The 26,151-nt window shown below is 70.2% G+C and carries 23 protein-coding genes; 12 read left to right on the top strand and 11 right to left on the bottom strand.

All coding sequences use genetic code 11. The features are described from left to right. Nucleotides 1-33 precede the first annotated feature (33 nt). The 3 genes from AC07AG_RS08470 to AC07AG_RS08460 are packed head-to-tail and all read left to right on the top strand — an operon-like array spanning nucleotide 34 to nucleotide 4,910. Nucleotides 34-1,296 carry an ABC transporter substrate-binding protein gene (locus AC07AG_RS08470; RefSeq protein ID WP_478753138.1) on the top strand — a complete coding sequence of 421 codons (1,263 nt, stop codon included), beginning with the start codon at nucleotides 34-36 and terminating at the stop codon, nucleotides 1,294-1,296. A 15-nt stretch (nucleotides 1,297-1,311) separates the two neighbouring features. Beyond that, complete coding sequence (locus tag AC07AG_RS08465; RefSeq protein ID WP_478753136.1) at nucleotides 1,312-4,137, top strand: ABC transporter permease subunit; 2,826 nt, start codon at nucleotides 1,312-1,314, stop codon at nucleotides 4,135-4,137. Further along, nucleotides 4,134-4,910: an ABC transporter ATP-binding protein gene (locus tag AC07AG_RS08460; protein ID WP_478753134.1), complete on the top strand. Its 777-nt coding sequence runs from the start codon at nucleotides 4,134-4,136 to the stop codon at nucleotides 4,908-4,910. Before AC07AG_RS08465 ends, AC07AG_RS08460 begins: the two co-directional genes overlap by 4 nt. An 89-nt stretch (nucleotides 4,911-4,999) precedes the next feature. Here the strand turns inward: AC07AG_RS08460 and AC07AG_RS08455 are convergent, their stop codons facing one another. The 3 genes from AC07AG_RS08455 to pqqA all read right to left on the bottom strand — a co-directional run bounded on the left by AC07AG_RS08455 (nucleotide 5,000) and on the right by pqqA (nucleotide 7,170). Beyond that, nucleotides 5,000-6,043 carry a chitinase gene (locus AC07AG_RS08455; protein WP_478753132.1) on the bottom strand — a complete coding sequence of 348 codons (1,044 nt, stop codon included), beginning with the start codon at nucleotides 6,041-6,043 and terminating at the stop codon, nucleotides 5,000-5,002. A 133-nt stretch (nucleotides 6,044-6,176) separates the two neighbouring features. Then, entirely contained in the window at nucleotides 6,177-7,034 is an 858-nt protein-coding gene (locus AC07AG_RS08450) for an SPASM domain-containing protein (RefSeq protein ID WP_478753130.1), read from the bottom strand. A 10-nt stretch (nucleotides 7,035-7,044) separates the two neighbouring features. Further along, nucleotides 7,045-7,170 carry a pyrroloquinoline quinone precursor peptide PqqA gene (gene pqqA, locus AC07AG_RS08445; protein ID WP_478753128.1) on the bottom strand — a complete coding sequence of 42 codons (126 nt, stop codon included), beginning with the start codon at nucleotides 7,168-7,170 and terminating at the stop codon, nucleotides 7,045-7,047. Between the two features lie 279 nt (nucleotides 7,171-7,449). Here pqqA and AC07AG_RS08440 point away from each other — a divergent pair, with 279 nt between their 5' ends. After that, nucleotides 7,450-8,241, top strand: a complete 792-nt coding sequence (locus tag AC07AG_RS08440; RefSeq protein WP_478753943.1) for an aldo/keto reductase — start codon at nucleotides 7,450-7,452, stop codon at nucleotides 8,239-8,241. A gap of 144 nt (nucleotides 8,242-8,385) precedes the next feature. On the opposite strand, the gene AC07AG_RS08435 is transcribed toward AC07AG_RS08440, so the two are convergent. The 3 genes from AC07AG_RS08435 to AC07AG_RS08425 all read right to left on the bottom strand — a co-directional run bounded on the left by AC07AG_RS08435 (nucleotide 8,386) and on the right by AC07AG_RS08425 (nucleotide 10,568). After that, nucleotides 8,386-9,279, bottom strand: a complete 894-nt coding sequence (locus AC07AG_RS08435) for a class I SAM-dependent methyltransferase (protein ID WP_478753126.1) — start codon at nucleotides 9,277-9,279, stop codon at nucleotides 8,386-8,388. Between the two features lie 233 nt (nucleotides 9,280-9,512). After that, entirely contained in the window at nucleotides 9,513-10,256 is a 744-nt protein-coding gene (locus AC07AG_RS08430) for a class I SAM-dependent methyltransferase (RefSeq protein WP_478753941.1), read from the bottom strand. Between the two features lie 6 nt (nucleotides 10,257-10,262). Then, nucleotides 10,263-10,568 (bottom strand): 4a-hydroxytetrahydrobiopterin dehydratase, encoded by a 306-nt coding sequence (locus AC07AG_RS08425; RefSeq protein WP_478753124.1) that lies wholly within the window; start codon nucleotides 10,566-10,568, stop codon nucleotides 10,263-10,265. 166 nt (nucleotides 10,569-10,734) lie between these two features. Here AC07AG_RS08425 and AC07AG_RS08420 point away from each other — a divergent pair, with 166 nt between their 5' ends. Then, a complete protein-coding gene (locus AC07AG_RS08420) occupies nucleotides 10,735-11,556 on the top strand; it encodes a helix-turn-helix domain-containing protein (RefSeq protein WP_478753122.1) in 822 nt (273 codons plus the stop codon). 52 nt (nucleotides 11,557-11,608) lie between these two features. Further along, the gene (locus tag AC07AG_RS08415; protein ID WP_478753120.1) at nucleotides 11,609-11,995 is read left to right on the top strand and encodes a winged helix-turn-helix transcriptional regulator; all 387 of its coding nucleotides are present in this window, start codon (nucleotides 11,609-11,611) and stop codon (nucleotides 11,993-11,995) included. On the opposite strand, the gene AC07AG_RS08410 is transcribed toward AC07AG_RS08415, so the two are convergent. Then, nucleotides 11,992-12,441, bottom strand: coding sequence for a hypothetical protein (locus AC07AG_RS08410; RefSeq protein ID WP_478753118.1), 450 nt, complete (start codon nucleotides 12,439-12,441; stop codon nucleotides 11,992-11,994). The genes AC07AG_RS08415 and AC07AG_RS08410 overlap by 4 nt on opposite strands. Before the next feature lie 273 nt (nucleotides 12,442-12,714). Between AC07AG_RS08410 and AC07AG_RS08405 the strand changes: the two genes are divergently transcribed. The 4 genes from AC07AG_RS08405 to narI are packed head-to-tail and all read left to right on the top strand — an operon-like array spanning nucleotide 12,715 to nucleotide 19,300. Beyond that, nucleotides 12,715-16,398: a nitrate reductase subunit alpha gene (locus AC07AG_RS08405; protein WP_478753117.1), complete on the top strand. Its 3,684-nt coding sequence runs from the start codon at nucleotides 12,715-12,717 to the stop codon at nucleotides 16,396-16,398. After that, the gene (narH, locus tag AC07AG_RS08400) at nucleotides 16,399-18,012 is read left to right on the top strand and encodes a nitrate reductase subunit beta (protein WP_478753115.1); all 1,614 of its coding nucleotides are present in this window, start codon (nucleotides 16,399-16,401) and stop codon (nucleotides 18,010-18,012) included. Beyond that, complete coding sequence (gene narJ, locus AC07AG_RS08395; RefSeq protein WP_478753114.1) at nucleotides 18,009-18,578, top strand: nitrate reductase molybdenum cofactor assembly chaperone; 570 nt, start codon at nucleotides 18,009-18,011, stop codon at nucleotides 18,576-18,578. The genes narH and narJ overlap by 4 nt, the downstream gene beginning before the upstream one ends. Next, entirely contained in the window at nucleotides 18,578-19,300 is a 723-nt protein-coding gene (narI, locus tag AC07AG_RS08390) for a respiratory nitrate reductase subunit gamma (protein WP_361044205.1), read from the top strand. Before narJ ends, narI begins: the two co-directional genes overlap by 1 nt. A 37-nt stretch (nucleotides 19,301-19,337) precedes the next feature. Here the strand turns inward: narI and dnaK are convergent, their stop codons facing one another. From dnaK to AC07AG_RS08375, 3 genes are all read right to left on the bottom strand, one after another. Further along, nucleotides 19,338-21,209, bottom strand: a complete 1,872-nt coding sequence (dnaK, locus tag AC07AG_RS08385; RefSeq protein WP_478753112.1) for a molecular chaperone DnaK — start codon at nucleotides 21,207-21,209, stop codon at nucleotides 19,338-19,340. 149 nt (nucleotides 21,210-21,358) lie between these two features. Continuing rightward, a complete protein-coding gene (locus tag AC07AG_RS08380) occupies nucleotides 21,359-21,784 on the bottom strand; it encodes an OsmC family peroxiredoxin (RefSeq protein ID WP_478753110.1) in 426 nt (141 codons plus the stop codon). 163 nt (nucleotides 21,785-21,947) lie between these two features. Further along, nucleotides 21,948-22,538: a TetR family transcriptional regulator gene (locus AC07AG_RS08375; protein WP_478753109.1), complete on the bottom strand. Its 591-nt coding sequence runs from the start codon at nucleotides 22,536-22,538 to the stop codon at nucleotides 21,948-21,950. 114 nt (nucleotides 22,539-22,652) lie between these two features. On the opposite strand from AC07AG_RS08375, the gene AC07AG_RS08370 reads away from it, so the two are divergent. Continuing rightward, nucleotides 22,653-22,886: a putative antibiotic biosynthesis monooxygenase gene (locus AC07AG_RS08370; RefSeq protein WP_478753107.1), complete on the top strand. Its 234-nt coding sequence runs from the start codon at nucleotides 22,653-22,655 to the stop codon at nucleotides 22,884-22,886. Between the two features lie 122 nt (nucleotides 22,887-23,008). Continuing rightward, complete coding sequence (locus AC07AG_RS08365) at nucleotides 23,009-24,646, top strand: DUF6345 domain-containing protein (protein WP_478753105.1); 1,638 nt, start codon at nucleotides 23,009-23,011, stop codon at nucleotides 24,644-24,646. A 63-nt stretch (nucleotides 24,647-24,709) separates the two neighbouring features. Here AC07AG_RS08365 and AC07AG_RS08360 read toward each other — a convergent pair whose 3' ends face one another. Beyond that, nucleotides 24,710-26,110 (bottom strand): amino acid permease, encoded by a 1,401-nt coding sequence (locus tag AC07AG_RS08360; protein WP_478753103.1) that lies wholly within the window; start codon nucleotides 26,108-26,110, stop codon nucleotides 24,710-24,712. Nucleotides 26,111-26,151: the final 41 nt, after the last annotated feature.

The following is a 26,151-nucleotide window of genomic DNA, read 5'->3' as shown; positions in this document are numbered from 1 at the left end:
ATCAGCCCCACTTCGACGGAGGGGGCTCGACTCGTGTCGCGATCGATCCGCACCATCACCGCCACCGTGGCCGCACTGCTGCTCGCCACTGCCTGCAACTCCGCCTCCAACAGCAGCGGTTCGAGCGGCGACGACAAGGCAGGCGGCTCCGTACGCGGCGTGAGCGCCGACTCCATCAAGGTCGGCGGCATCGTCTCCATGACGACCGCGAGCGGCTACAGCAAGAAGGACACCGACCTCGGCGCCAAGGCCCGCTTCGACCGCGTGAACGCCGAAGGCGGCGTACACGGACGGAAGATCGACTACCTGGGCGCGGAGGACGACGGCCAGGACCCGGGCAAGAACCTCGCGGCGGCGCGCAAACTCGTCCAGCAGGACAAGGTGTTCGCCATCTCGCCGATGAGCTCGGTCACCTTCTCCGGCGCCGACTTCCTCCAGAAGCAGAAGGTCCCGACGTTCGGCTGGGGCACCATCCCGCCCTTCTGCGGCCCGAGTTACATGTACGGCTACGGCGGCTGCATGGTCCCGATGCCGGGCGGCACCATCACGCAGAGCTGGCCCGAGGGCCTGAAGAAGGTGACGGACGGCTCGAAGGGCAAGTCCGTGGCCATCCTCGCCAACGACAACGACGCGGGCACCTTCGCCATCCGCACCTACAAGCAGAGCTTCGCGGCGGCCGGTTACAAGGTGACGTACGCCAAGTCGACCGTGCCCGCGACCTCCGTGCCGAGCGACTGGTCGGCGTACACCAAGGAGATCCTGCGCTCGGACGGCGGCAAGGCGCCGGACGTGGTCGTCTCCGTGATGCAGACCCCGTACAACATCGGCCTGTTCACGGCCGTCAAGCGCTCAGGATTCAAGGGCGTGATCACGGACCCGACCGACTACGACCCCGGTCTCCTGGCCAAGAGCGCGACGAAGAAGGCGCTCGACGGCGTGCACATCCTCCTGGCCTTCCAGCCGTTCGAGCAGAACACCGCGGCGATGAGGCAGTTCAAGGCGGACATCAGGAAGGCGGCGGGCAAGGACGTCCCGCTCAACATGCACATGATGACCGGCTACATGTCGGCGGACCTCTTCCTCTCGATCGCCGACAAGGCGGGCAAGGATCTGACCGTCAGCTCCTTCCAGCGGGCGGCGAACGGCTTCTCCGACAAGGACACGATGGTCGGCGACCGCAGCCTGCCCAAGGGGCAGAAGGAGTCGTTCGGCTGCGGCGCGCTGGTGCAGCTGAAGGACGGGAAGTACTCGGTGTCCTCGCCCTTCACGTGCTACGACCCCATCCCCTTCAAGTAGAAGGGCGGGTCATCCATGTCCGACCTGCTGGGATTCGTGCTGAGCGGTCTCGTCTCCGGCGCCCTGTACGCGCTGCTCGCGACGGGCCTCGTCCTGTCCTACTCGGCCTCCGGTCTCTTCAACTTCGCGCACGGAGCGACCGCCTACCTCTGCGCGCTCGCCTTCTACGAACTCCACTCCGGCTTCGGCTGGCCCGCAGTGCCGACGGCGCTGCTTCTCGTCTGTGTCGTGGCGCCCGCGCTCGGCTGGGGCCTCGACCGGCTGATGTTCCGCAAGCTGGCGAGGGTGGGCGAGACCGCGCAGATCGTGGCGACGATCGGGCTGCTCGTCGCGCTGCCCGCGCTCGGTCTGTGGGTGGTGGAGCTCTTTGAGGACGCGGGGGCGTCCGTCAGACCGGCCGAGAACCAGTTCGGGCTGCCGGGTGTCGGGCCGAGCCCGGCGACGTCCTGGCAGCTGATGGACGGCGTCGGCATCGACTCCGACCAGCTGATCACGTGGGTCGCGACAGCCGTGGTCGCCGTCGGCCTGTGGATCCTGATGCGGCACACGCCGCTGGGGCTGCGGCTGCGGGCGGCGGTGGACAACCGCTCGCTGGTGGAGCTGCGGGGCATGAGCGCGGACCGGCTCTCGTCGGTGGCGTGGATGCTGTCCTCGGGGCTCGCGGGTCTTGCCGGTGTGCTGGCGACTCCCCTGCTGGGGCTGTCCTCGCACGACTTCACGCTGTTCCTGTTCGTGTCGGCCACGGCCGCGGTGCTCGGACGCTTCATGTCGATTCCGCTCGCGTTCGCGGGCGGTCTCGGCCTCGGCGTCCTGCAGAACCTGGTCGCCGGGTACGCCGATTTCGCGGAGAAGATCACGGGGTTCCGTACGGCGGTTCCGTTCCTGATCCTCTTCGCCGGGCTGCTTCTCATGACGCGGCGTCAGCGGACGGCGGGCACGGCGGCGGTGGACGCGCCGCCGATCGACTATCTCGCAGGGAAGTCGTGGATGCGCAGGTGGGGGCCGTGGGCGGTAGGGGGTGGGCTCCTCGCGCTGTCCTTCTACACGGTCACCACGCCCTTCTGGAGCGGGATCCTCGCGCAGGGCCTCGCGATCTCGCTGGTCTTCATCTCCTTCACCGTCGTGACGGGCCTCGGCGCGATGGTGTCCCTGGCGCAGGCCACGTTCGTGACGGGCGCCGCGCTGGTGGCGGGGCTGCTGATGAGCCACGGGTGGCCGTTCATCGCGGCGGCCCTGGTCGGGACCTGCGGGGCCGCGGTGCTCGGCGCCCTGGTCGCGCTGCCCGCGCTGCGTCTGGGCGGCCGGTCACTGGCACTCGCCACGCTCGCCCTGGCCTTCCTCGCCGATCAAGTCCTCTTCCAGATGGGGTGGTTGAGGAACGGTGACACCGGGTGGGAGATCCCGCGCGCCGTCTTCGGCCCCGTCGACCTGGGCGACGACCGCGCTATGGGCGTGGCGATGGTCGTCCTGGTGACGGTGGCCGTGGCCGCGCTGAGCGCGCTGCGGGGGTCGGCGACGGGGCGGGCGATGCTCGCGGTGCGGTCCGCTCCCGCGGCGGCGATGGCATCCGGGGTGTCGGTGGTGCGGACGAAGCTGCTGATCTTCACGTTGTCTGCGGGGCTCGCGGGGTTCGGCGGCGTGATGTACGCGTCGTTCAACACGCGGATCACCGCCACGGACTTCACCGCGATGACGGGACTCGTGTGGTTGGCGGTGGTGGTGGCCGCGGGGGTGCGCAGGCCGCAGTTCGCGGTGGTGGCGGGGCTCGTCTTCGCGATCGTGCCGCACCTGGTCGCCGACTACGTCACGGAGTCCGTGCAGCTGCCGGTGATTCTGTTCGGTCTTGCGGGGCTTGCGCTGGCCAACGATCCGGACGGGTATTGCGCGGCGGTTTCGGTGCGGCTGCATCGGAGGCGGGCGGTCTCAGCCCGTCCGGCGTTCGAGGCGGTCTCAGCCCGTCCGGCGTTCGAGGATGAACTCGGCGGAGCCGGTGATCGACGGCTGCCGGTGACGGCGGGGCCGGTTGCGGCGGAGCCGGTTGCGGGAAGGGACGGGCTCCGGGAACGGGACGGGCTCGGGGAGACGAAGATCCCCTCCCCGAAGACCCCTTCCCCGAACCTCCCCTCCCTGTCCCTGCGTGACGTCCACGCCGGATACGACGGCGCCCCCGTACTCCACGGAGTGGACCTCACCGTCCACCCGGGCGAGATCGTCGCCCTGCTCGGCCCCAACGGCGCGGGCAAGTCCACGACCTGCAAGGCCGCCGCCGGGCTCATCGCACCCACTCGGGGGCGGATCCATGTCGCCGGGGCCGACGCCACGCACCGCGGTCCCGTCCACCGCTCCCGCGCGGGAGTCGTCCTGGCCCCCGAGGGCCGGGGCATCTTCCCCTCGCTCACCATCGAGGAGAACCTCGCCCTGCACCTCCCGGAGAGCAGCGCCCGCGACGCCGTCTACGAACGCTTCCCGGGCCTCGCCGCACGGCGGAAGGTCACCGCGGGCTCCCTCTCCGGAGGGGAACAGCAGATGCTCGCCCTCGCGCCCCTCCTCCAGCGCCCGCCGAAGGTACTGATCGCGGACGAGCCGTCCCTCGGCCTTGCGCCCCGTGTGGTCGATGAGGTGTTCCGTCTCCTCGCCGAACTCCGCGACGCCGGAACGGGGTTGCTCCTCGTGGAGGAGAAGGCCGCCGAGATCCTCGGCGTCGCCGACACCGTCGCCTACCTCGCACAGGGCCGGATCTCCTGGTGCGGCCCGCGCTCCGAGGTCCGGGCCGACCAGCTGACCGAAGCCTATCTGGGCATAGCCGCGCAGGGTCACACCGAAGGAGTGGGACGGCCATGAGCGAGCGCATCCTCGATGCCTCCGGCATCGGCGTCCGTTTCGGCGGCATTCACGCCCTCACGGGCGTGGACCTGAGCCTGCGCCCCGGCGAGGTCTGCGGCCTCATCGGCCCCAACGGCGCAGGAAAGACCACGCTGTTCGACGTCGTCTCCGGCATCCGCCGCCCCGACCAGGGGCGCGTCCTGCTCGACGGCGTCGACGTCACACGCCGATCCCCCGTCTGGCGCGCCCGCCACGGCATGCGCCGCACCTTCCAGCGCCAGCAGCTCTTCGGGCAGCTCACGGTGGCCGACAATCTGCTCGTCGCGCAGGAGTGGCGTGGCGGCGGTGGCGGGTTCGGCGCCGATCTGCTCGCGTCGCCCACCCGGCGTACGCATGAGCGGGACAGACGGTCCCGCGCCTCAACCGTCCTGCGGGAGTGCGGACTTGACGCACTCGCCGACGAGTACGCGGGCGCGCTGCCCGTCGGCAGCGCTCGCATGGTGGAACTGGCACGCGCGCTGGCGGACCCGCCCAGGGTGCTGCTCCTGGACGAGCCCGCCTCCGGGATGACGGCCGACGAGCGAGGCCGGCTCTCGGCCGTCATCCGGCACCTCGCGGACGAGGAGGACTGCGCCGTGCTCCTCGTGGAGCACAACGTCGCCTTCGTGATGGAGCTCTGCGCCCGCGTGGTGGTCCTCGACCTCGGCAGCGTCCTGGCCGAGGGCACGGCAGCCGAGGTACGCGCGGACCCGAAGGTGCGGGACGCGTACCTCGGGACCACCGCGGCCTAGGCCCGCACCACTGGCCGATGGTCACGCGGAAGATCTGATCCGCGCCGTCGGGCTGCCCCTACCCTGGCCATCGGGCCGCTGTCCATGTCTCAACCCCCGTACTGGGCGACGATTTTGGTGAAGTCGTACGGAGCCTGCGACACGCCGCTGCACGAGTCCCCGGCGCTCCCGCCGGACGAGCAGTCGCGGTCGCGGTTGACGGCCCAGAAGGAGAACCGCGCGATGTGGTGCTGCCGTGCGTAGGCGAGGATCTTCTTGAAGTCGTTCGTCGTGACGGTCTCGCCCGCCACGTCCGTCTTGCCGTTCATGGAGGAGACGCCGATGCGCTTGTACGCGTCGGCGTCGCTGTAGCCGTAGGCGCTCTTGACCGCGCTCTTCAGGCCTTCGAGCGCGCTGACCGACGCGTCGCCCATGGAGCCGCTGTGACTGCCGAAGTCGAACGGCATGATCACCCAGGCGTCGTTGTCGAGACCGGCCGCGGCGCCGCGCTTGATGAGATCCTTGCCGGTGGCGTCGGGACCGGTCGGGGTCGTCCCCATGGTGACGTAGGTGACGATCCCCGGGTTCTTCTGCTTCACGATCTTCAGGGCGTCGACGACGCGCTGGCGCACGGTCGCGTTGCTGAACTCGGTGTCCTCGATGTCGATGTCGAACGCCTTGAGCTTGTAGGCGTCGATGACCTTCTGGTAGGCCCCGGCGAGCGCGGTGGCGCTGGCGCACTTCTCGCCGAGCTTGGCGCCGCTCCAGCCGCCGACGGAGACGACGATGTCCCCGCCGGCGCCGCGTATGGACTTGATGGCGGACTCGTCGGAGCCGCCCTTCAGCGGGCGGCTGCCGTCCCAGGCCGGGTTGCAGCCGCCGTCGGACAGGATGAAGGCGAGCGTGAACCACTTGACGCCGGTCGCGGCCATCACGTCGGTGGGCTTCTGCGGGCTGCCCCAGCCGAGGTACTCGTAGGGGGCGGCGTGGATGGTGCCTGCCGCCTTGGCCGTCACGTCCTTGGCGCTCCCCTGCGGGGGTGCGGCCGAGGACTGTGCGGCCAGGGCGAGGGACGCCGTCGTCGCGAGGACGGCGGCCGCGGCGAGCGCGGTGACCGTGCTGCGGGGGTGTGCGACATGGGGGGTGTGTGACATGAGGGGTGTGTTCTCCTTTGGGTTGTCAGGGAGCTGTCAGGAAGCGTTCCTAACGATCCGAGAGCGCGGGAGTGGGATTGCGTCCCGCGGCGAGGGGGTGTGGCAGGAGGGCGTGCGTGTGGCAGGAGGGGGGTTACGTCTTCGGGGACGCCCGGTGGGCGAAGTTGCCCGCCCCGCGTCCCACTCGGTGTCCCGCGCTGTCTCCCGCGCCGCCTCCAGCGCTGTCTCCCGCGCCGTCGACGAGGGCGCGGACCGCCCCGTGGTCCGGCGAGCGGTGGCAGGCGGGGTCCGTGCGGGCGGCGTCGCCGGTCAGGGCGTACGCCTGGCAGCGGCAGCCGCCGAAGTCCTCGGTCCGCAGGTCGCAGCTGCGGCAGGGCTCGCGCATCCAGCCCTCGCCGCGGTAGCGATGGAAGGCCGCCGACTCCCGCCAGATCCAGCCCAGTTGGTGGTCCCTGACGTTCGGCGCGTCGGATCCGACGAGTTCACCGGCGGCCGGGCACGGCAGCACCGTGCCGTCCGGGGCGACGGTGATCGAGAGGGCGCCCCAGCCGCCCATGCAGGGCTTCGCGACGCCGTCCACGTAGTCGGGCGCCACCCACACCAGCTCCATGCGCCCCACGAGCCGCTCCCGCCACCGCTCGACGCGCTCGCGGGCCCGCGCGACCTGGGCGCGGTCCGGGAGCAGCGCGTCCCGGTAGCGCAGGGCGATGCCGAGGGTGTGGTCGAGTTCGGCGTCGGTCAGGACGACGCCGGCGACGGGGGTCTGCCGGGCTCCGGGCCCGGGGCGGAGTTCCGGGGTCGCCTCGATCTGTTCACCGATGTCGGGGGTGGCGTTGACGACGTACCAGCGCCCGTCCGTCACGCGAACGGCGAGCGAGGCGTGACGGCGGCGGCGCTCCGGGTGGGCGCGTGCCCCGGTGCACCCGGGGCGCGCGCAGTTCCACTGGGGAAGACCGCCGCCCGCCGCGGTGCCGAGCACCTGCAGCAGCATGGCGGCGGGATTACCGGTCGGCGCTGCGGTACGCGGTCACTTCGAGTGCGGTCTCCACGACCTCGTACTCGGGCGTCCGCCATGCGATGACGGCTTCCGCCACTTCCGGCGTGGTGGGGTTCTGGTCTTCATTCATGAGCGTGGGGCTGCCTTCCTGAAGAGTGGGGGTTCAGGAGTCACCGTTCACTGTCCACTGTTCACATGAGTGTCCTGCGTTCAGCGACGTGCAATAGAGTCGCGGCATGACGGGACGCGGTCAATGGTGCGGACCAAAATATGCCCGGACCTCACCCGGGAGTGGTCAAGGAATGCAGCACCGCATCTGATCGTTGACCATGGGAGTACCAACCGACGACTTAAGGATCGAGAGCTCGTGAGCAAGGTCCCCCCGATCATCCTGAACAATGGCGTCGAGATGCCGCAGCTCGGCTTCGGCGTCTGGCAGGTACCGGACGACGAGGCCGAGGCCGCCGTCGCGACGGCGCTGGAGGCCGGGTACCGCAGCATCGACACCGCTGCCATTTACGGCAACGAAGAGGGCACCGGCAAGGCCATCGCCGCTTCCGGCATCGCCCGCGAGGAGCTCTTCGTCACGACGAAGCTCTGGAACAGCGACCAGGGCTACGACTCGACGCTCCGCGCCTTCGACACGTCCCTGGAGAAGCTCGGTCTCGACCACGTGGACCTGTACCTCATCCACTGGCCGCTGCCCTCCAAGGGCCTGGCCGTGGACACGTACAAGGCCTTCGAGAAGATCCAGGCCGACGGCCGCGCGAAGTCCATCGGCGTCTCGAACTTCCTGCCCGAGCACCTGGAGAAGCTGATCTCCGAGACGTCGGTCATCCCCGCCGTCAACCAGATCGAACTCCACCCGCACCTCCAGCAGCGCGCCTCCCGCGAGATCCACGCGGAGCAGGGCATCGCCACGGAGGCCTGGTCCCCGCTCGGCCAGGGCAAGGGCCTCCTGGAGGTCCCGGCGATCGTGGCGATCGCCCAGAAGCACGGCCGCACGCCGGCCCAGGTCGTCCTGCGCTGGCACATCCAGCTGGGCAACGTGGTGATCCCCAAGTCCGTGACGCCGTCGCGGATCAAGGAGAACATCGACGTCTTCGGCTTCGAGCTCGACCCCGAGGACATGGCGGCGATCAGCGCGCTGAACGAGGACCGGCGGCTGGGTCCTGACCCGGCTTCGTTCGACGTGGCCTGAGATCAGTCCGGGGCGCCCCCGTCCGGCTTACGCCGGGTGGGGGCGCCCCTCTGTCGTTCCACGGCATCGGCGCGCTCGCTTTAGAGAGCCGGCGCCTCCACGGAGCACACCTCACCCTGTACGCCCGCCCCGGCCACTGCCCGCCTAACCCTTGACCCCCACATGCACCGTCTGCACCGACAGCAGGAACACGTCGGACCGGTGGTGCAGGCTCTGCTCGTCGTTCGCGTCCAGGAGGCGGTCGACCGTGGTCAGGTCGTCGGCGTCGAGGGTGTCCGCGTGCATCTCGCGGCGGCGGGAGAGCTCGGTGACGAGGTGGGCGCGGGCCGAGTCGGACAGGGGCGCCGGCAGGTCGAGGAGGAACGAGCGGGTGCCCGCGTGGCGCAGGCCCGCCGCGGCGACGAGTCCGGGCCAGTCCTCCGTGACCGCCTTCGCGCCCGGCAGCTCCGCACGCATCTGCGTGAACCACTTCTCGTCCGCCAGATCGAAGCGGGTCTGCAGGCCGGGCCGGCCGAAGCCGATGTCGCGGGGCAGGCTGCGGGGGTTCAGGCCGCCCTCCAGGAGTGCGATCGCACCGCCCGGCGCCAGGCGGTCGGCGAGGGCGGCGAGTGCGGCCTCCTGGTCGCCCACGTGGTGCAGGGCCCTGCCCATCCAGAGGAGGTCTGCGTGCGGCAACTCACCGATTCCCTCGGGGAGTTGCGCGTGCAGCGTGCTGACCCTGTCGGTCAGGCCCTCCCGGGTGGCCCGCGCCCTCGCGCGCTCCAGGAGCGGCTCCGCCGGGTCCACCGTGATCACCTCGGCCTTGGGGAAGATCTCGGCGAGGAGGAAGGAGATGCTGCCCGAGCCGCCGCCCACGTCGGCGATCAGGGTCGGCTCCGGCTGCCATGTACGCAGCCACGCGGCGATCTCGCGGTTCTGCGGGGCGGCGAGCTCCGCATGGCGCTCCAGCATCGGGCCCATCGTGGCCCAGTCGATGTCGTCGTGGTGATGGCCGTGCTGCTGGCCGTGGGTGTGACCGTGCTCGTGGTCGTGAGCCATCGTCTCTGCCGCCGCCTTCGGTGCGCTGGTGGGTGGGCCGCCGAACGGGCCCTCGGACCGGTTCCCAGCTTGCGCCGCCACCCATGCGTTGGCCAGCCGACTTGCGGTTTCGGCAAATCAAGGATTCAGACTGAGGTACCTTGTGTGCGGCCCGGCCCCCTCCGGACCGCCAACTCCGCCCGGAGTTAAGGGAGTTCGAGCACCTCGCCCTGGATTCAGCCGTCACCGCGGGCTCACCCGACGGGCGGCCTCCGGAACGACTTGAGCGTGAACCGCGGGTCGGGGCGCGGCACTTCCTGGTCGGGCAGGGCCGCGAGCCCCGCCGCGAGCCGTGCGGCCTGCGGGCCGTCGGGCGGGATCTGTGTGAACCATCCCCGGTGTATGTCGTCGACCGTGGAGCGGGGCGTGCGGCCCTGGCCGTGGCCTCGGAACCGGGCCCCGCCCGCCGGTGTCAGACCCTGCGCGGCCGCGTACGCCTCGACCGCCTGGGCGCAGTCGACCGCCCGGCGGACCGGGCGCGGGGCGAGCACGGCGTCGATGTCGCTGCCCACGTCGTGCGCGGCGGCCTTGTCGACGGTCGTGACGAACACGCCGCCGGGCCGCAGCACCCGGGCGCACTCGGCGGCGACCGCCGCCGCCTCGTCGGGGCCGGAGAGCAGATGCAGCAGCCACACCGCGCACACCGCGTCGAACGAGGCGTCGGGGAAGGGAAGCCGACGGCTGTCGCCCAGAACGATGGCGCCCGGCAGCCGTCCCGATGCCATGCGCGCCATGTTGTACGCCGCGTCGACCCCGGTCACCCGCAGGCCGGCCCCGGCAAGGCGCCGGGTGACGAGGCCGGTCCCGCAGGCCACGTCCAGGAGGGTGCCCGCGTCCGGCGGCAGCAGGCCGAGGACCGCGGCGGCAGCGGCGTCGGCGCGCGGCTCGCCGCCGCGCGACGCGTCATAGCGGTCGGCTTCCTTGCCGTAGTCCAGCATCGACACTCAGACCGCCCCGTGCCCGACCGCCAACTCCTCGACCCTGCCCGCGAGTTCGAAGTCGAGGGCGGTGAGTGCGCCGCCCGCGCTGTGCGTGTTCACGGACAGGGAGACGGTGTTGTAGCCGAGCTTCAGGTCGGAGTGGTGGCCGAGCTCTTCCTGGATCTGCGCGATGTGGACGACCATCGCGGTCGCCGCGAAGTGCGAGGCGAGCCGGAAGGAGCGGGTGATCCTGTCGCCTTCGAGCGACCAGCCGGGCAGCTCCGCGAGGCGCTCCTCGACGTCCTTCTGTGACAGCGGTTCGACCGACATGGCCGCGCCCCTTTCCGTCCGCGTGACGTGCGCATGGCGCACACATGTACGTATATCTCTCAGCCTGCCACATCGCCTCCCGCGAGGCCCTGATCAGGCCACCCGCCGGGGAAGCCCGCGCCGCGGCCCCCGGCGGACCGCGCATGCCTTCGATTACTGTCTGGGTATGACAACTGCCGCGTCCACCAAGGAAAGCACCGGCGTCGGCCCGCTCCTGCGCGGCTGGCGCGAGCGGCGCAGGATGAGCCAGCTCGACCTGGCCCTGCGCGCGGACTCCTCGGCACGGCACATCAGCTTCATCGAGACCGGCAGGTCACGCCCGAGCGAGGAGATCGTGCTGCGCCTCGCCGAGCACCTCGACGTACCCGTACGGGAGCGCAACTCCCTGCTCCTGGCGGCGGGTTACGCGCCCCGCTTCCGCGAGACCCCGCTGGACGACCCCTCGATGGGCGCCCTGCGCGAGGGCATCGAGCAGCTCCTGCGCGGCTACGAGCCCTATCCCGCCCTGGTCGTCGACGCGACGTACGACGTGGTCGCCGCGAACCGCGGCATCGCGATGATCCTCGACGGCATCCCCGAGCACCTCCTGCAGCCGCCGCTGAACGCCATGCGGCTCACGCTCCACCCGGAGGGGCTCGCCCCCAAGATCCGTAATCTGCGCGAGTGGCGGGGGCACCTGCTGCACCAGATGGAGCGGCAGATCGCGCTGCAGCGGTCCGACGCGCTGCGCGCGGTGTACGAGGAGGTGGCGGCGTATCCGGTGGCGGATCCCGGGGTCGACGTCTTCGAGGACGACGGACCGCGCGGCGGCATGCCCTATTTCGCGCTGCCGCTGCGCATCGAGCACGACGGGCACCTGCTCTCCTTCGTCTCGTCGATCTCGACGTTCAACACCCCCATGGACGTGACGGTCGCCGAGCTGGCCATCGAGACGCTGCTCCCGGCCGACCCGGCGACGGTCAAGTACCTCCAGTCCTCGGTGTCCTGACCGCCTCTCGTGAAATCTCGTGCAATCTCGTGAAGCTCGTGAAGGGAACCCCATGGGGACCAAGCAGTTCGGCGGCCATCCCGACGAAGCGGACCTGACGCGCGCCGACTCCCTGGCCCGGGAGATCTTCTCGGGCGTGGCCAACAAGTGGGCGCTCCTGATCATCAACGCCCTGGCCGACCGGACGCTGCGCTTCACCGAGGTGCGGACGGCTGTGGACGGCATCAGCCACAAGATGCTCACCCAGACCCTGCGCGGCCTTGAGCGCGACGGCGTCGTGCACCGCACGGTGTACGCCACCGTGCCGCCGCGCGTCGAGTACCGCCTGACCGAGGCGGGCGAGGGGCTGCTCGCCACGGTCGACGGCATGTGCGCCTGGACGCACCGGTACCTCGCCGAGATCGAGGCCGCCCGCACCCGCTTCGACGCCCGGTCCTAGCCGCGCGACGCCTGGACCCGAAGGGCCCGCAGCGCCGCGTACTGCACCGCGGCGAAGCCGCCGACGGTCACGGCCTGGAGCGGGATCCACACCGCGCCCGCCGTGCTGGGAGAGAGCCAGGCGGCCAGGGCGACGACGCTGAGCACCGCCCAGACCGCGTTCGCCTCGATCACCCCCCGGACGGGCAGCGCGGGCGGGCTCTTGCGTGACGCGAGGACGCCGACGCCCGCGCCGTAGAGCGCGAGGAAGACACCGAGGCCGAGCAGGAGCCCCGCGTCGACGCCGAGGAAGCGCCCGAGCGGGCCCGACGCGGCGGCGTACGCGATGCCGTTCCCGGTGGTCACGACCGCGTCGATGGCGAGGAAGCGGCGCAGCATCGTCCTGGGGTCGTTCGTGCGGGCCAGCGCGGTGAGCGGGTGCACAGATTCCGTCGAGTAAGCAGACATGCGGAACCAGCCTCCAAGCAGCGAAAAGGGAGAGGGAAGCCGGATCCGGGCCGGAGTGCGCCGGACCGGATCCGGTACGACCACCCTGCCGGGCCGCCGCGCGGGGGTCGATTACCTCAGGGGTAAGCGCGAGGCACCCCGGGAGCCCATGAGCCCCTGGCCCCCATAGCCCCTGAGCCCCTGAGCCCCCGCAACCCGTACGGCGGTCGCCGCCGTGTGCCCCCGCCGCCCCGCACCTAGGTTCGTTGAAAGGCAGACCTAGGGAGCTCAAGGGTGACAGAGACGACCGAGCCCGGCGCCGCGCTGCTGCGTGCGGGCAAGTTCTTCCGCCGCGGCACCGCCGCCCCCGACCTGCACAGCATCGGACTCGTGGGCGGCCGGGACGCGGACGCCTTCTACCGGGACCGGTGGAGCCACGACAAGGTCGTGAACTCGACGCACGGCGTGAACTGCACGGGCTCCTGCCGCTGGAAGGTGTACGTCAAGGACGGCATCATCACCTGGGAGACCCAGCAGACCGACTATCCCTCGGTCGGCCCGGACCGCCCCGAGTACGAGCCGCGCGGCTGCCCGCGCGGCGCCGCGTTCTCCTGGTACACGTACTCGCCGACCCGCGTGCGCTATCCGTACCTGCGCGGCGTGCTCCTGGAGATGTACCGCGAGGCCAAGTCACGCCTGAAGGACCCGGTCCTTGCCTGGGCGGACATCCAGGGCGACCCCGAGCGGCGCAGGACGTACCAACAGGCGCGCGGCAAAGGCGGGTTGGTGCGGGCGACCTGGGACGAGGCCGTCGAGATCATCGCGGCGGCGCACGTCCACACGATCAAGACGCACGGCCCCGACCGGGTGGCGGGCTTCTCCCCCATCCCCGCGATGTCGATGGTGTCGCACGCGGCGGGCGCCCGCTTCATGTCGCTGATCGGCGCGCCGATGCTGTCCTTCTACGACTGGTACGCGGACCTGCCGGTCGCATCCCCGCAGGTGTTCGGCGACCAGACCGACGTACCGGAGTCGGGTGACTGGTGGGACGCCGCGTATCTGATGATGTGGGGCTCGAACGTCCCGGTCACCAGGACCCCCGACGCGCACTGGATGGCCGAGGCGCGCTACCGCGGCCAGAAGGTCGTGGTCGTCGCGCCCGACTACGCCGACAACGCCAAGTTCGCCGACGAGTGGCTGCACCCGCATCCCGGCACGGACGGGGCCCTCGCCATCGCGATGGGCCACGTCATCCTCAAGGAGTTCTTCGTCGACCGGCAGACGGACTTCTTCACGGACTACGTCCGCAAGTTCACCGACCTGCCCTTCCTGGTGACGCTGACCGAGCGCGACGGCGCGTTCGTCCCGTCGAAGTTCCTGCGCGCCACCGACCTCGGCCAGAGCGGCGAGGGCGGCGACTGGAAGACCGCGGTCCTGGACGAGAACACCGGGCAGCCCGCCGTGCCGAACGGCTCGCTGGGCTTCCGCTGGACCGACTCCGGCAAGGGCAAGTGGAATCTGGAGCTCGGCAACATCAAGCCGCAGCTCACCCTGCACGACTCCGACTTCGCGACGGGCGTCGAGGTGCTGCTCCCGCGCTTCGACACCGAGGGCGGCACGCACGGCCAGGGCCGCGGTGAGATCGTCCGCCGCGGGGTGCCCGCCACGCGGCTCGGCGGGCAGGACGGGCCGCTCGTCACGACGGTCTTCGACCTGCTGCTCGCGCAGTACGGCGTCGGGCGCGAGGGGCTTCCTGGCGAGTGGCCCGCTTCGTACGAGGATGCCGACGCGCCCGGCACCCCGGCCTGGCAGGAGGCGCACACCTCGGTCCCGGCCGCGAAGGCCGTGAAGATCGCGCGGGAGTTCGCGCAGACCGCCGAGAAGTCGCGCGGGCGGTGCATGATCCTCATGGGGGCGGGGACCAACCACTGGTTCCACTCCGAGACGATCTACCGCGCCTTCCTCGCGCTGCTCCAGCTGACCGGCTGCCAGGGCCGCAACGGCGGCGGCTGGGCGCACTACGTCGGCCAGGAGAAGTGCCGCCCGGCGACCGGCTGGGCGACGCTGGCCAGCGCCAACGACTGGAGCAGGCCGCCCCGGCAGATGATCGGCGCCGCGTACTGGTTCCTCAACACCGACCAGTGGCGCTACGACAAGTTCGCGGCGGACGTGCTCGCATCGCCGCTGGGTGAGGGCCGGTTCGCGGGGATGACGGGAGCGGACTGCCTCGCGCTCTCGGCGCGCACCGGCTGGATGCCGTCCTATCCGACCTTCGACCGCAACTCCCTTGACCTGGGCGACACTTCGAGTGATCCGGTCGCCAATGTCGTCGACGAGCTCAAGGCGGGCACCCTCAACTTCGCCTGCGAGGACCCGGACGCCCCCGAGAACTGGCCGCGCGTCCTGACCCTGTGGCGCGCCAACCTGCTCGGTTCGTCGGCCAAGGGCGCGGAGTACTTCACGAAGCATCTGCTCGGCACGCACTCCTCGCTGCGGGCGGAGGAGGCGTCCCCCGACGAGCGGCCGTCGACGGTGAAGTGGCGCGAGGAGGCCCCCGAGGGGAAGCTCGACCTGCTCGTCTCGCTGGACTTCCGGCAGACGTCGTCGACGCTGCTCTCGGACGTGGTCCTGCCCGCGGCGACCTGGTACGAGAAGCACGACCTCTCCTCGACGGACATGCACCCCTACGTCCACTCCTTCACCCCGGCCGTCGACCCGCCCTGGCAGGCCCGCACCGACTTCGACACGTTCAAGGCCATCGCGGAACGGCTCAGCGAGCTGGCGGTGGACCATCTCGGCACCCGCAAGGACGTCGTCGCCACCGCGCTCCAGCACGACACCCCCGGCGAGACCGCGCAGCCCGGTGGTGTCGTCCTCGACTGGCGCAAGGGCGAGTGCGAGGCGATCCCCGGCAAGACGATGCCGGGCCTGACGGTCGTCGAGCGGGACTACACGGCGATCGGTGCGAAGTTCGCGGCGCTCGGTCCGCTGGCGGAGAAGCTCGGCCTGCCCGCGAAGGGCATCGCGTTCCGTCCCGACCAGGAGGTCGACGAGCTGCGTGAACGCAACGGCGTCGTGCGCGGCGGGCCCGCCGACGGACGCCCCGCCCTGGACACGGCGGTCAAGGCGGCCAACACCATCCTCGCCCTGTCCGGCACGACCAACGGCCGCCTCGCCACGCAGGGCTTCCACACCCTGGAGGCGCGCACGGGCCAGGAGATGGCGCACCTGGCCGCCGAGCACGAGGGCAAGCGCATCACGTACGCCGACACACAGGCGGCCCCCGTCCCGGTGATCACCTCGCCCGAGTGGTCCGGCAGCGAGTCGGGCGGGCGCCGCTACACGGCGTTCACGCTCAACACCGAGCACCTCAAGCCCTGGCACACGCTCACCGGGCGCCAGCACTTCTTCCTCGACCACGACTGGATCCACGAGCTGGGCGAGGCGATGCCGGTCTACCGGCCGCCCCTGGACATGAACCGCCTCTTCGGGGAGCCACGGCTCGGCCCGGACGGCGAGAAGGAGGTGACGGTCCGCTATCTCACCCCGCACAACAAGTGGTCCATCCACTCCGAGTACCAGGACAACCTCTTCATGCTGTCCCTCTCCCGTGGCGGGCAGTGCATCTGGATGGCGCCGCAGGACGCGGACGCGATCGGCGTGAAGGACAACGACTGGATCGAGGCGGTCAACCGCAACGGCGTGGTGGTCGCGCGCGCGGTCGTCTCGCACCGGATGCCGGCCGGCACGGTCTACATGCACCACGCGCAGGAACGCACGGTGAACGTCCCCAAGGCGGAGACCACCGGCAAGCGCGGCGGCATCCACAACTCCCTGACCCGCCTGATCCTCAAGCCGTCCCATCTCATCGGCGGCTACGCCCAGCTGTCGTGGGCCTTCAACTACCTGGGCCCGACGGGCAACCAGCGCGACGAGGTGACGGTCATCCGCCGCCGCTCGCAGAAGGTGGAGTACTAGATGCGCGTCATGGCACAGATCGCGATGGTCATGAACCTCGACAAGTGCATCGGCTGCCACACCTGCTCCGTCACCTGCAAGCAGGCGTGGACCAACCGCGACGGCATGGAGTACGTCTGGTTCAACAACGTCGAGACCCGTCCGGGCCAGGGCTATCCGCGCCGCTACGAGGACCAGGAGAAGTGGAAGGGCGGCTGGGAGCTGAACAAGCGCGGCGCCCTGAAGCTCAAGAACGGCGGCCGCATCAAGGCACTTCTTGAGATCTTCTCCAACCCCAAGCTGCCGGAGATCAAGGACTACTACGAGCCCTGGACGTACGAGTACAAGAACCTCACCGATGCCCCGCTGGGCGACGACTACCCCGTCGCCGAACCGCGTTCGCTGATCAGCGGCAAGCCCATGAAGATCGAGTGGTCGTCGAACTGGGACGACAACCTGGGCGGCGCGACCGAGTACGGCGACCTCGACCCGATGGTGGCCAAGACCCGCGAAAAGGCCGCGGAGAAGGTGAAGTTCGCCTTCGAGCAGACCTTCATGTTCTATCTGCCGCGGATCTGTGAGCACTGCCTGAACCCGGCGTGCGTGGCGTCCTGCCCGTCCGGCGCGATGTACAAGCGCGAGGAGGACGGCATCGTCCTCGTCGACCAGGACAGCTGCCGCGGCTGGCGCAAGTGCGTCACGGGCTGCCCGTACAAGAAGGTGTACTTCAACCACCGCACCGGCAAGGCCGAGAAGTGCACGATGTGCTATCCGCGCCTGGAGGTGGGTCTGCCCACCGTCTGCTCGGAGACATGCGTGGGCCGCCTCCGCTACCTCGGTGTGATCCTGTACGACGCCGACAAGGTGACCGAGGCCGCGTCGGTCAAGGACGACAAGGCGCTGTACGAGGCCCAGTTGGGGGTCTTCCTCGACCCGGACGACCCCGAGGTGCGGCGCGAGGCCGAGAAGGCCGGGATCGGCCACGACTGGGTGGAGGCGGCGCGCCGCTCCCCCGTGCACGCGCTGATCAGCAAGTACAAGGTGGCTCTTCCGCTGCATCCGGAGTACCGGACGATGCCGATGGTCTGGTACATCCCGCCGCTCTCCCCGGTCGTGGACGCGCTCAGCGAGACCGGTCACGACGGCGAGGACCTGGACAATCTCTTCGGCGCGATCGACACCCTGCGCATCCCCCTCGAATACCTGGCGGAGATCTTCACGGCAGGTGACGTGGGTCCGGTGCGGTCCTCCCTCGAGAAGCTCGCCGCGATGCGGGCGCACATGCGGGCGATCAACCTCGGTGACCGGCCGGAGAGTTCGGTCGCCGACGCCGTGGGCATGTCGGGGCAGGAGATCGAGGAGATGTACCGCCTTCTCGCCATCGCCAAGTACGAGGACCGCTACGTCATCCCGACCGCCGCGGTCGGTGACGCGCAGCGCCTGGAGGAGTCGGCCCTTCCGGACTCGTGCAGCCTCGACTTCGAGGACGGTCCGGGGATGGGCGGCGACGGGCCGTTCGGCCAGGACTCGGGCCGCAAGCAGCTGCCGCTGGTGACCATCGAGAACTTCCACGCCCTGCGGGACCGGCAGACCGCCGACGAGCAGCCATCCGCCACCGAGAAGGACACCCTGTGAGCGACCATGCCGTGCTCTATCAGGCAGCCGCGCACTGCCTGTCCTACCCGGACGATGAGTTCCGCGGACTGCTGCCCCGACTGACGGCTGCCGCACCCCAGTTGGAGAGCTTCCTCACGCACGCGGCAGCTGCGGACCCTTCCGAACTCGCCGCGCACTACGTCCAGGTCTTCGACTTCAAGAACCGCCACAGCCTCTACCTGAGCTGGTGGCGCGACGGCGACACGCGGCGGCGCGGGATGACCCTGGTCCGGTTCAAGGAGGTCTACCGCGAGCACGGCATGGAGTTCACCGGCGAGGAACTGCCGGACTTCCTGCCCGCGGTCCTGGAGTTCTCCGCGCACGCGGGTCCCGTCCTCCTGGAGGAGCACCGACCGGGCCTGGAGCTGCTGCGCCTCGCCCTCACCGACTTCGGCACGCCGTACGCGCCCGTACTCGACGCGGTGTGCGCGACGCTGCCGGGGCCTTCGCCGAAGGACCGGGCCGAGGCGCAGGCGCTGGCCCGGTCGGGGCCCCCGCGGGAGGACGTCGGCCTCGAACCCTTCGCACTGATCGGGGAGCACTGATGAGAACGCTGCTGTGGGGTGTCATCCCGTACGTGGCCGTCGTCCTCCTGGTGGCGGGCCTCCTGTGGCGCTACCGGTACGACAAGTTCGGCTGGACGACGCGCTCCTCCCAGGTGTACGAGTCGAAGCTCCTGAACATCGCGTCGCCGATGTTCCACTACGGGATCCTCTTCGTCCTCGTCGGGCATCTGGTGGGGCTCTTCGTCCCGGAGTCGTGGACGGAGAAGGTGGGCGTGAAGGAGCACACGTACCACCTGTTCTCGCTGTACGGCGGCACCGCGGCGGGCATCCTGCTGGTGCTCGGCATCCTGCTCCTGCTCTACCGGCGGCGCACGAACGCGCCGGTGTTCCGGGCGACGACCGCCAACGACAAGCTGATGTATCTGGTGCTCTTCGCGGCGATCGTGCTCGGCATGGTCGCCAAGCTGACGCACGCGTCGGGCGACGGCTACAACTACCGTGAATCCATTGCCCCTTGGGCGCGGAGCCTGTTCACCCTGCAGCCCGACACGGAGCTGATGGCGGGGGTTCCCGTCCTGTACCAGATCCATGCGCTGGTGGGCCTCGCGCTGTTCGCGCTGATTCCGTTCACACGGCTGGTGCACATGTTCAGCGCGCCGGTGCAGTACCTGTTCCGGCCGTACGTCGTGTACCGGAGCAAGGACCCGCGCAGGGTGGGGCCGCGTCCGGAGCGGCGGGGGTGGGAGAAGACGGGGTCCTGATCCCCTCCTGGCCCCTCCCCGCCGCTGCCGGGGCGGGCTACTCCCCCGCCTTCTTCTCCGGCTTCTCGTCGTCCACGATCTCCGCGTCGACGACGCCCTCCTCGGCCGATGAGGGCCCCGGGGGCTCCGAGGACGTCTGCTCCTGAGCGGCCTCGCCGGCGGACTCGTACATGGCCTGCCCCATCCGCTGACCGACGGAGGTCAGCTTCTCGGTGCCGACGCGCAGTGCCGCCGTGTCGTCGGGCCTGTCCTTCAGGATGCCCTTCAACTCCGTGGCCGCGGCCTCGACCTCGGTCCTGGTCCCGGCGGGGATCCGCTCCTCGTTCTCGCGCAGGAACCGCTCCGTCTGGTACACGAGCTGCTCCGCGTGGTTGCGGGTCTCCGCCGCGTCGCGCCGCTTGCGGTCCTCCTCCGCGTGCTCCTCCGCCTCCCGCATCATGCGGTTGATGTCGTCCTTGGGCAGCGCGGAGCCGCCCGTGACCGTCATGCGCTGCTCGCGCCCCGTCGCCTCGTCCTTGGCGGACACGTGCATGATTCCGTTGGCGTCGATGTCGAAGGTGACCTCGATCTTGGGCACGCCGCGCGGCGCCGGGGGCAGTCCCGTCAGGTCGAAGACGCCCAGCTTCTTGTTGTACGCGGCGATCTCCCGCTCCCCCTGGAAGACCTGGATGCCGACCGATGGCTGGTTGTCCTCGGCGGTCGAGAAGGTCTCCGAACGCCGGGTGGGAATGGTCGTGTTGCGTTCGATGAGCTTGGTCATGATGCCGCCCTTGGTCTCGATCCCGAGGGACAGCGGCGTCACGTCGAGGAGCAGGACGTCCTTCACGTCACCCCTGATCACACCGGCCTGGAGCGCCGCCCCGAGCGCGACCACCTCGTCCGGGTTGACGCCCTTGTGCGGCTCGCTGCCGGTGAGTTCCTTGACCAGTTCCGTCACCGCGGGCATCCGCGTCGAGCCACCCACCAGGATCACGTGGTCGACGTCCGACAGCTTCACGCCCGCGTCCTTGACCGCCTGGTGGAAGGGGGTGCGGCAGCGTTCGAGCAAGTCCGCCGTCAGTTCCTGGAACTGAGCGCGGGTCAGCTTCTCCGCCAGGTGCAGCGGGCCGTCCGCCGACGCCGTGACGTACGGAAGGTTGATGTCCGTCTCGCTCGACGACGACAGCTCGATCTTCGCCTTCTCCGCGCCCTCCCGCAGCCGTTGCAGCGCCATCTTGTCCTTGCCGAGGTCCACTCCGTGCGCGTTCTTGAACTGCCGCACCAGGTACTCGACGATGCGCTGGTCCCAGTCGTCGCCGCCCAACTGCGTGTCGCCGTTGGTGGCCTTCACCTCGATGACGCCGTCACCCATCTCCAGGAGCGAGACGTCGAAGGTGCCGCCGCCGAGGTCGAAGACGAGGACCGTCTGGTCGTCGCCCTTGTCGAGGCCGTACGCGAGGGCCGCTGCCGTCGGTTCGTTGATGATGCGCAGCACCTTCAGGCCCGCGATCTCACCGGCCTCCTTGGTGGCCTGGCGCTGCGTGTCGTCGAAGTACGCGGGGACGGTGACGACCGCGTCCGTGACGTCCTCGCCCAGATAGGACTCGGCGTCACGCTTGAGCTTCTGCAGGACGCGGGCGGAGAGCTCCTGGGCGGTGTACCGGGTGCCCTCCACGGACCCGTCCTCGGGGAAGCGCCAACTCCCGTCGCCCATATGGCGCTTGACGGAGCGTGCGGTGCGCTCCACATTCGTCACGGCCTGCCGCTTGGCCACTTCTCCGACGAGTACGTCGCCGTTCTTCGCGAAGGCGATGACCGAGGGTGTGGTGCGCCCTCCCTCCGCGTTGGCGACGACCGTGGGATCACCGCCCTCCAGGACGGCCACCACCGAGTTCGTCGTACCGAGGTCGATCCCGACTGCACGTGCCATGTCCAGTCCCCTTCCACCGCGAGCCCGTTTCCCGGCGTACTTCGACCTCCATCACAAAACTTGAGCGACCCGTTGTCAATGCCGCGCATGACAGTGCCGCCGCCCCTGAGGGGCGGCGGCACCGTCGGAGAATGGCGGAAAGCCGTGCGTCAGGCGAGCTTGGCCGTCAGCGTGATGGTCGTGCCCGTCAGCGCCTGGCTCACGGGGCAGTTCTTCTTGGCGTCCTCGGCGGCGGCGACGAACGCGGCCTCGTCGATGCCCGGCACCGTGCCCTCGACGGTGAGGTGGATGCCGGTGATGCCGGTGCCCGGCTGGAACGTCACGTCGGCGGACGTGACCAGGCGGGTGGGCGGGGTGCCCGCGCCGTTCAGACCGTTCGAGAAGGCCATGGAGAAGCAGCTGGAGTGCGCGGCGGCGATCAGCTCTTCCGGGCTGGTCTTGCCGTTTGCCTGCTCGGCGCGGGACGGCCAGGAGACGGCCTGCTCCCCGATCCCGGAGGAGTCGAAGGTGACGGTGCCCGAACCCTCCGTCAGATTGCCTTCCCAGACCGTGTGCGCGGAGCGCGTGGTAGCCACGATGTAGATCCCTTCAGTGCGGTTCCGAGATGCGTTCCGGAACTTCCGTGCACCCATCCGATCACACCCTGACGCGGCGCACGCGGAAGACCGGCCCTCGGACGGTGAACGGCAGACAGCCACCGGGCGACCCAAGGGGGCGCGGCCGACGGGGGTTTCCGGGTCAGCGGTCGCCCTGACCGGCCAGTCGCCGCACGAGGGCGATCAGCGCGTCCCGTTCCGTCTCCGGCCGCTGCTCCCCGCCGAAGATCATCCGAACCGCCTGGGGAACGCTGAACCACCAGGCGCCGAGGGCGAGTACGGCGTAGAACAGCCCCCTGGGATCCAGGGTCGGGTCCAGCGTGCCGTCGCTCTGGGCCTGGGCAAGGGCCTCGACCCTGGCCCCGTAGGTCGCGGTGCGCTCGGGCTCCTTGAGGGCGGGGGCGCCCTTGTCGCGCAGGCCCTCCCAGTGCAGGAGCCGGATGAACTGGGGGCGGGAGCGGTGGTAGTCGTACAGCCGGCCCGCGTAGTCGCCGAGGTCGGCGGCCTGTTCGACGGTGACGGGGATGGTGGTGGCGATGCGGTCGAGCTCGGCCTCAAGGACGTGCCCGAAGAGCTTCTCCTTGTTGCCGAAGTACTGGTAGATCCGCTCCTTGTTGACGCCCGCCCGCGTCCCGATGCGGTCGATGCGGGCGCCGTCGAATCCGTGCTCGGCGAATTCGTCCACGGCGGCGTCGAGCAGCGCCTGCCGGGTGCGTGCGGTGTCCCAGGCCATGGCGCAAGGATACCCAACCAGTTGTTTGGAGATGGTTCCGGCCGCGTGCTAGCTTTCCGGCACCGATCTCCAAACAGTTGGTTGGAGATTTCCGCATCCCCGGAAGGAACCTCCGTGCAGACCGCACCCCCGCCCCGTCACCACATGGCCCTGATGATCTGGCTCTCGGTCTTCCCGACCCTCACCGTCCTGGAGCTGCTCTTCCACTCCTGGCTCGCGAAGCTGCCCATGGTGGTCCAGACCCTGCTGCTCAGCGCCGCCGTGGTCCTCACGGTCGTGTACGTCCTGATGCCCCGGCTGCAGAAGATCCGCGGCAGGCTCCTCAGCAGGGAGAACCGGGGTTCCTGAGGCGCCACGGCAGTCCCGGTGCGCGGTCGCTATGGCCGAAATGCCAACTGTGCAAGGCGCGGCTGCGGTGACACTTTGAGGCCCCCTCGCACGGACGAGGAGATCACTCAGGGGGTTTGGCCATGCGCATGAACTACACGGACCGCGGTCCGTCACCGCTCGAAGGGGCGAAGCCGGGAGCCGCGGGTACCCGCGACTCGACGTTCGGCTGGTGGGGCGCCTTCAGCATCCAGAAGTTCGTCAACCAGTCGTCTCTCTTCCACACGCACGCCGATGCCACCGGGTGGCTCGCGTATCTGCAGCAGTTCTACGACCGCAACTTCTGGTTCGCGGACGGCGGGGCGCAGGTCTGGGCGTACGAGGAGACGTACGACAACTGGCAGGACCGCTACGGGATGGACTCGGTGGTCGCCGTCTACCACTCGGGCCACGGCGGCATGGACAACAACGGCGTCTTCTTCGCGCCCCTGGGCGCGGTCTGGGACGGCCGCAGCGACGCGGTCTCCAACCGGATGGCGCTGGGCAACGAGAAGGCGAACTACATCTTCTGGTCGACCTGCACCTCGCTGCGGGTCCTCGGCGGGCACTCCCCGATCCGCACCTGGGCGGGGCCCAACATCGGCTTCCGCATGATCTTCGGGTTCGAGACCGTCAGCATCGACAGCCCGGACTACGGCAAGAAGTTCTGGGAGAAGTGGCGGGCCGGGCAGACGTTCACCGACGCGTGGCTGAACGCGAGCTGGGACATCTACAAGGGCCAGGCGCCCTCGGTCTGCGCGGTCGGCACCAACCAGGCCGACGCCACCGCCCGCCTCAACGGCGAGCGCACCCTCTACCGCGAGCACGTGCCGGACAACTGGTACGCGTGGCGCTGGTTCAACGCGCGCGAGAGCCTCAGGCAGCCGCTGACGCAGGCGCCGGGCAGCCCGCAGATCGTCCAGCTCGCGCCGCGCGACCCGGGCGACGAGCTCACCAAGATGGGCCGCATCGCCGACTTCCCGTCGGCGGCGCTGCAAGAGGTGCAGGTCGAGCGGCAGGGCGTGCTCAGCGCCACCTCGGGCGACCGGACCGTCTCCACGGCCCCGCACGCGATCCGCTGGGTCAAGCTCGCCGAGACCAACCAGCGCAACCTGCGGCAGCTGCCCACCGACCAGGCCGTCGAGACGGCGCGCACCTTCGCCGAGCAGCACGCCGACGGCGCCGAACTGGTCGTCGACAGCGTGCACGACCTGATGCAGAACTCCGGGGCGAAGGACGGCTCCGAGCTCGGGCAGCCGGTGTCCCTGGAGACGCATGTGACGTTCCGGCAGGTCTTCGACGGCGTACCGGTCATCACGCCCGACCGCGGTCTCATCCGCGTGGCGCTCGACAACGACGGGACCGTCGTCCAGGCGCAGATCTCCACGCGCGAGACCACCGGCACGACGCGCGAGCCGAGCACCGACATCGCGCCGCCTCCCGCCGGCGGCAAGGCGGCGGCTGCCACGCCACGGGCACGCGACCCGCATGAGGCGCTCGCGGCGGCCCAGCGGAAGCTGCTCGCCGAGCTCGCCGCCGTCACGGCAGGCGACGAGCAGGGCGGCAAGGGCGCGAGGGCGCAGCAGGAGCCCGAGGTCAGGGACGTGCCGGGCACGTTCGACGTCGGCTATGAGATCGAGGGCAACGAGGCCTACCCGGCCGCCCGCAAGCTGATCGAGATCGGCCCGCCCGACGGCATGTTCACCACCCGCCGCTGGGTGGTCGCGCCGCTCGCCAGGTAGTGGTCCCACCGCACCATCCGTCCGACACAACAGGAAGATCCCGGGCCGACGGGGGTCGGGGAATCAGTGGGTGGCGGTCCGCTCCTTGCGGGCCGCCATCCACGCGTGGACGAGCACGCCCGCGAAGAGGAACAGGACGCCCTGGTAGACGGCCGCGTACCCGGACCCGGCGACCAGCCACATGGAGAACCCGCACGCGATGCCCGCGAGGATCCCGTCCCGCACCAGGCGGGCCCGGTTGACGCGCTCGCCCTGTCCGGAGACGAGGAAGTAGATCTGCGCGGCGGTGGCCAGGAGGTAGGGCACGGTCGCGGTGAACGTGGTGATCAGGACGAGGGACTCGAAGACTCCGCTCGATCCGGCCGTGTAGTTGTAGACGGTGAGCAGCGAGGCGAGGACGACGGTGACCAGGACGCCCATGGTCGGCACGCCGCGCCGCTTCTTCGCGAAGGCCGGCGGGAAGAGGCCGTCCTTGGCGGCCGCGTACGGCGTCTGGGCGCTCAGCAGGGTCCAGCCGTTCAGGGCGCCGAGGATCGACACGACCGCGGCGAGCGCCACCGCCGTACCGCCCCAGGAGCCGCCGAACATGACGTTGACGGCGTCCGAGAACGGCGCGGTGGAGCCGACGAGCTTGTCGTGGGCGACGGTGCCGAAGACGGCGAGGGTGCCGAGCAGATAGACGAGGGCGGCGCCGAGGGTGCCGAGGATGGTGGCGCGCCCGACGTTGCGCCGCGGGTCGCGTACTTCACCGGCGCTGACGGCGGCCGACTCCACGCCCAGGTAGGAGAAGAGCAGGATCGCGGCCGAAGCGGAGATCGCGCCGGCCGGGCTGTCGTCGCTCGCCTGGAAGGGCCCGAGGTTGGCGCTGTCGAAGAAGAAGAGCCCGCCGACCGCGACGAGGATCAGCGGCAGGAACTTCAGGACGGTGGCGACGACCTGGACCGCGCCGACGTACCGGGTGCCCGCGAAGTTCGCGAGCGCGGGCAGGAGTTGCAGGACGAGGGCGGCCAGGCAGGCGGTCCACTTGTGGTCGTCGACCGGTATCAGGACGTCGAGATAGCCGACGGCCGCCACGGCGAGCGCGGCGTTCGACACCCAGGCGGTGGCCCAGTAGGACCAGGCCGCGAGGAAGCCCGCGAAGTCACCGAACGCCTCGCGCGCGTAGACGTACGGTCCGCCGGTGCGCGGATCGCGCTGCGCGAGCCGCCCGAAGACCAGGGCGAGGGCGATCGCGCCCAGGGTCAGGACGCCGAACGCGACGAGGCTGATGGTCCCGAAGGGGGCGACGGAGGCCGGGAGCAGGAAGATGCCGCCGCCGATGATGTTGCCCATGACGAGGCAGGTGGCGATGGGGAGTCCGAAGCGGCGAGCGTGCCTGCTGCCGCCGTCCTCGTGCTGCTCTGTCGGCAGTTCTTCCTGGTCGGGGGCCGGAGCCGGCTGGATCGCGGTTCCGGTGTCGTGCATGGGGTGGTGCCTCTCATCGTGCCGGACGCCCGGGATCGCCG

The sequence above is a fragment of the Streptomyces sp. NPDC044044 genome (assembly GCF_056434405.1).
The sequence above is the reverse complement of the archived record's forward strand: the minus strand, read 5'-3'. Positions and strand labels throughout refer to the sequence as shown.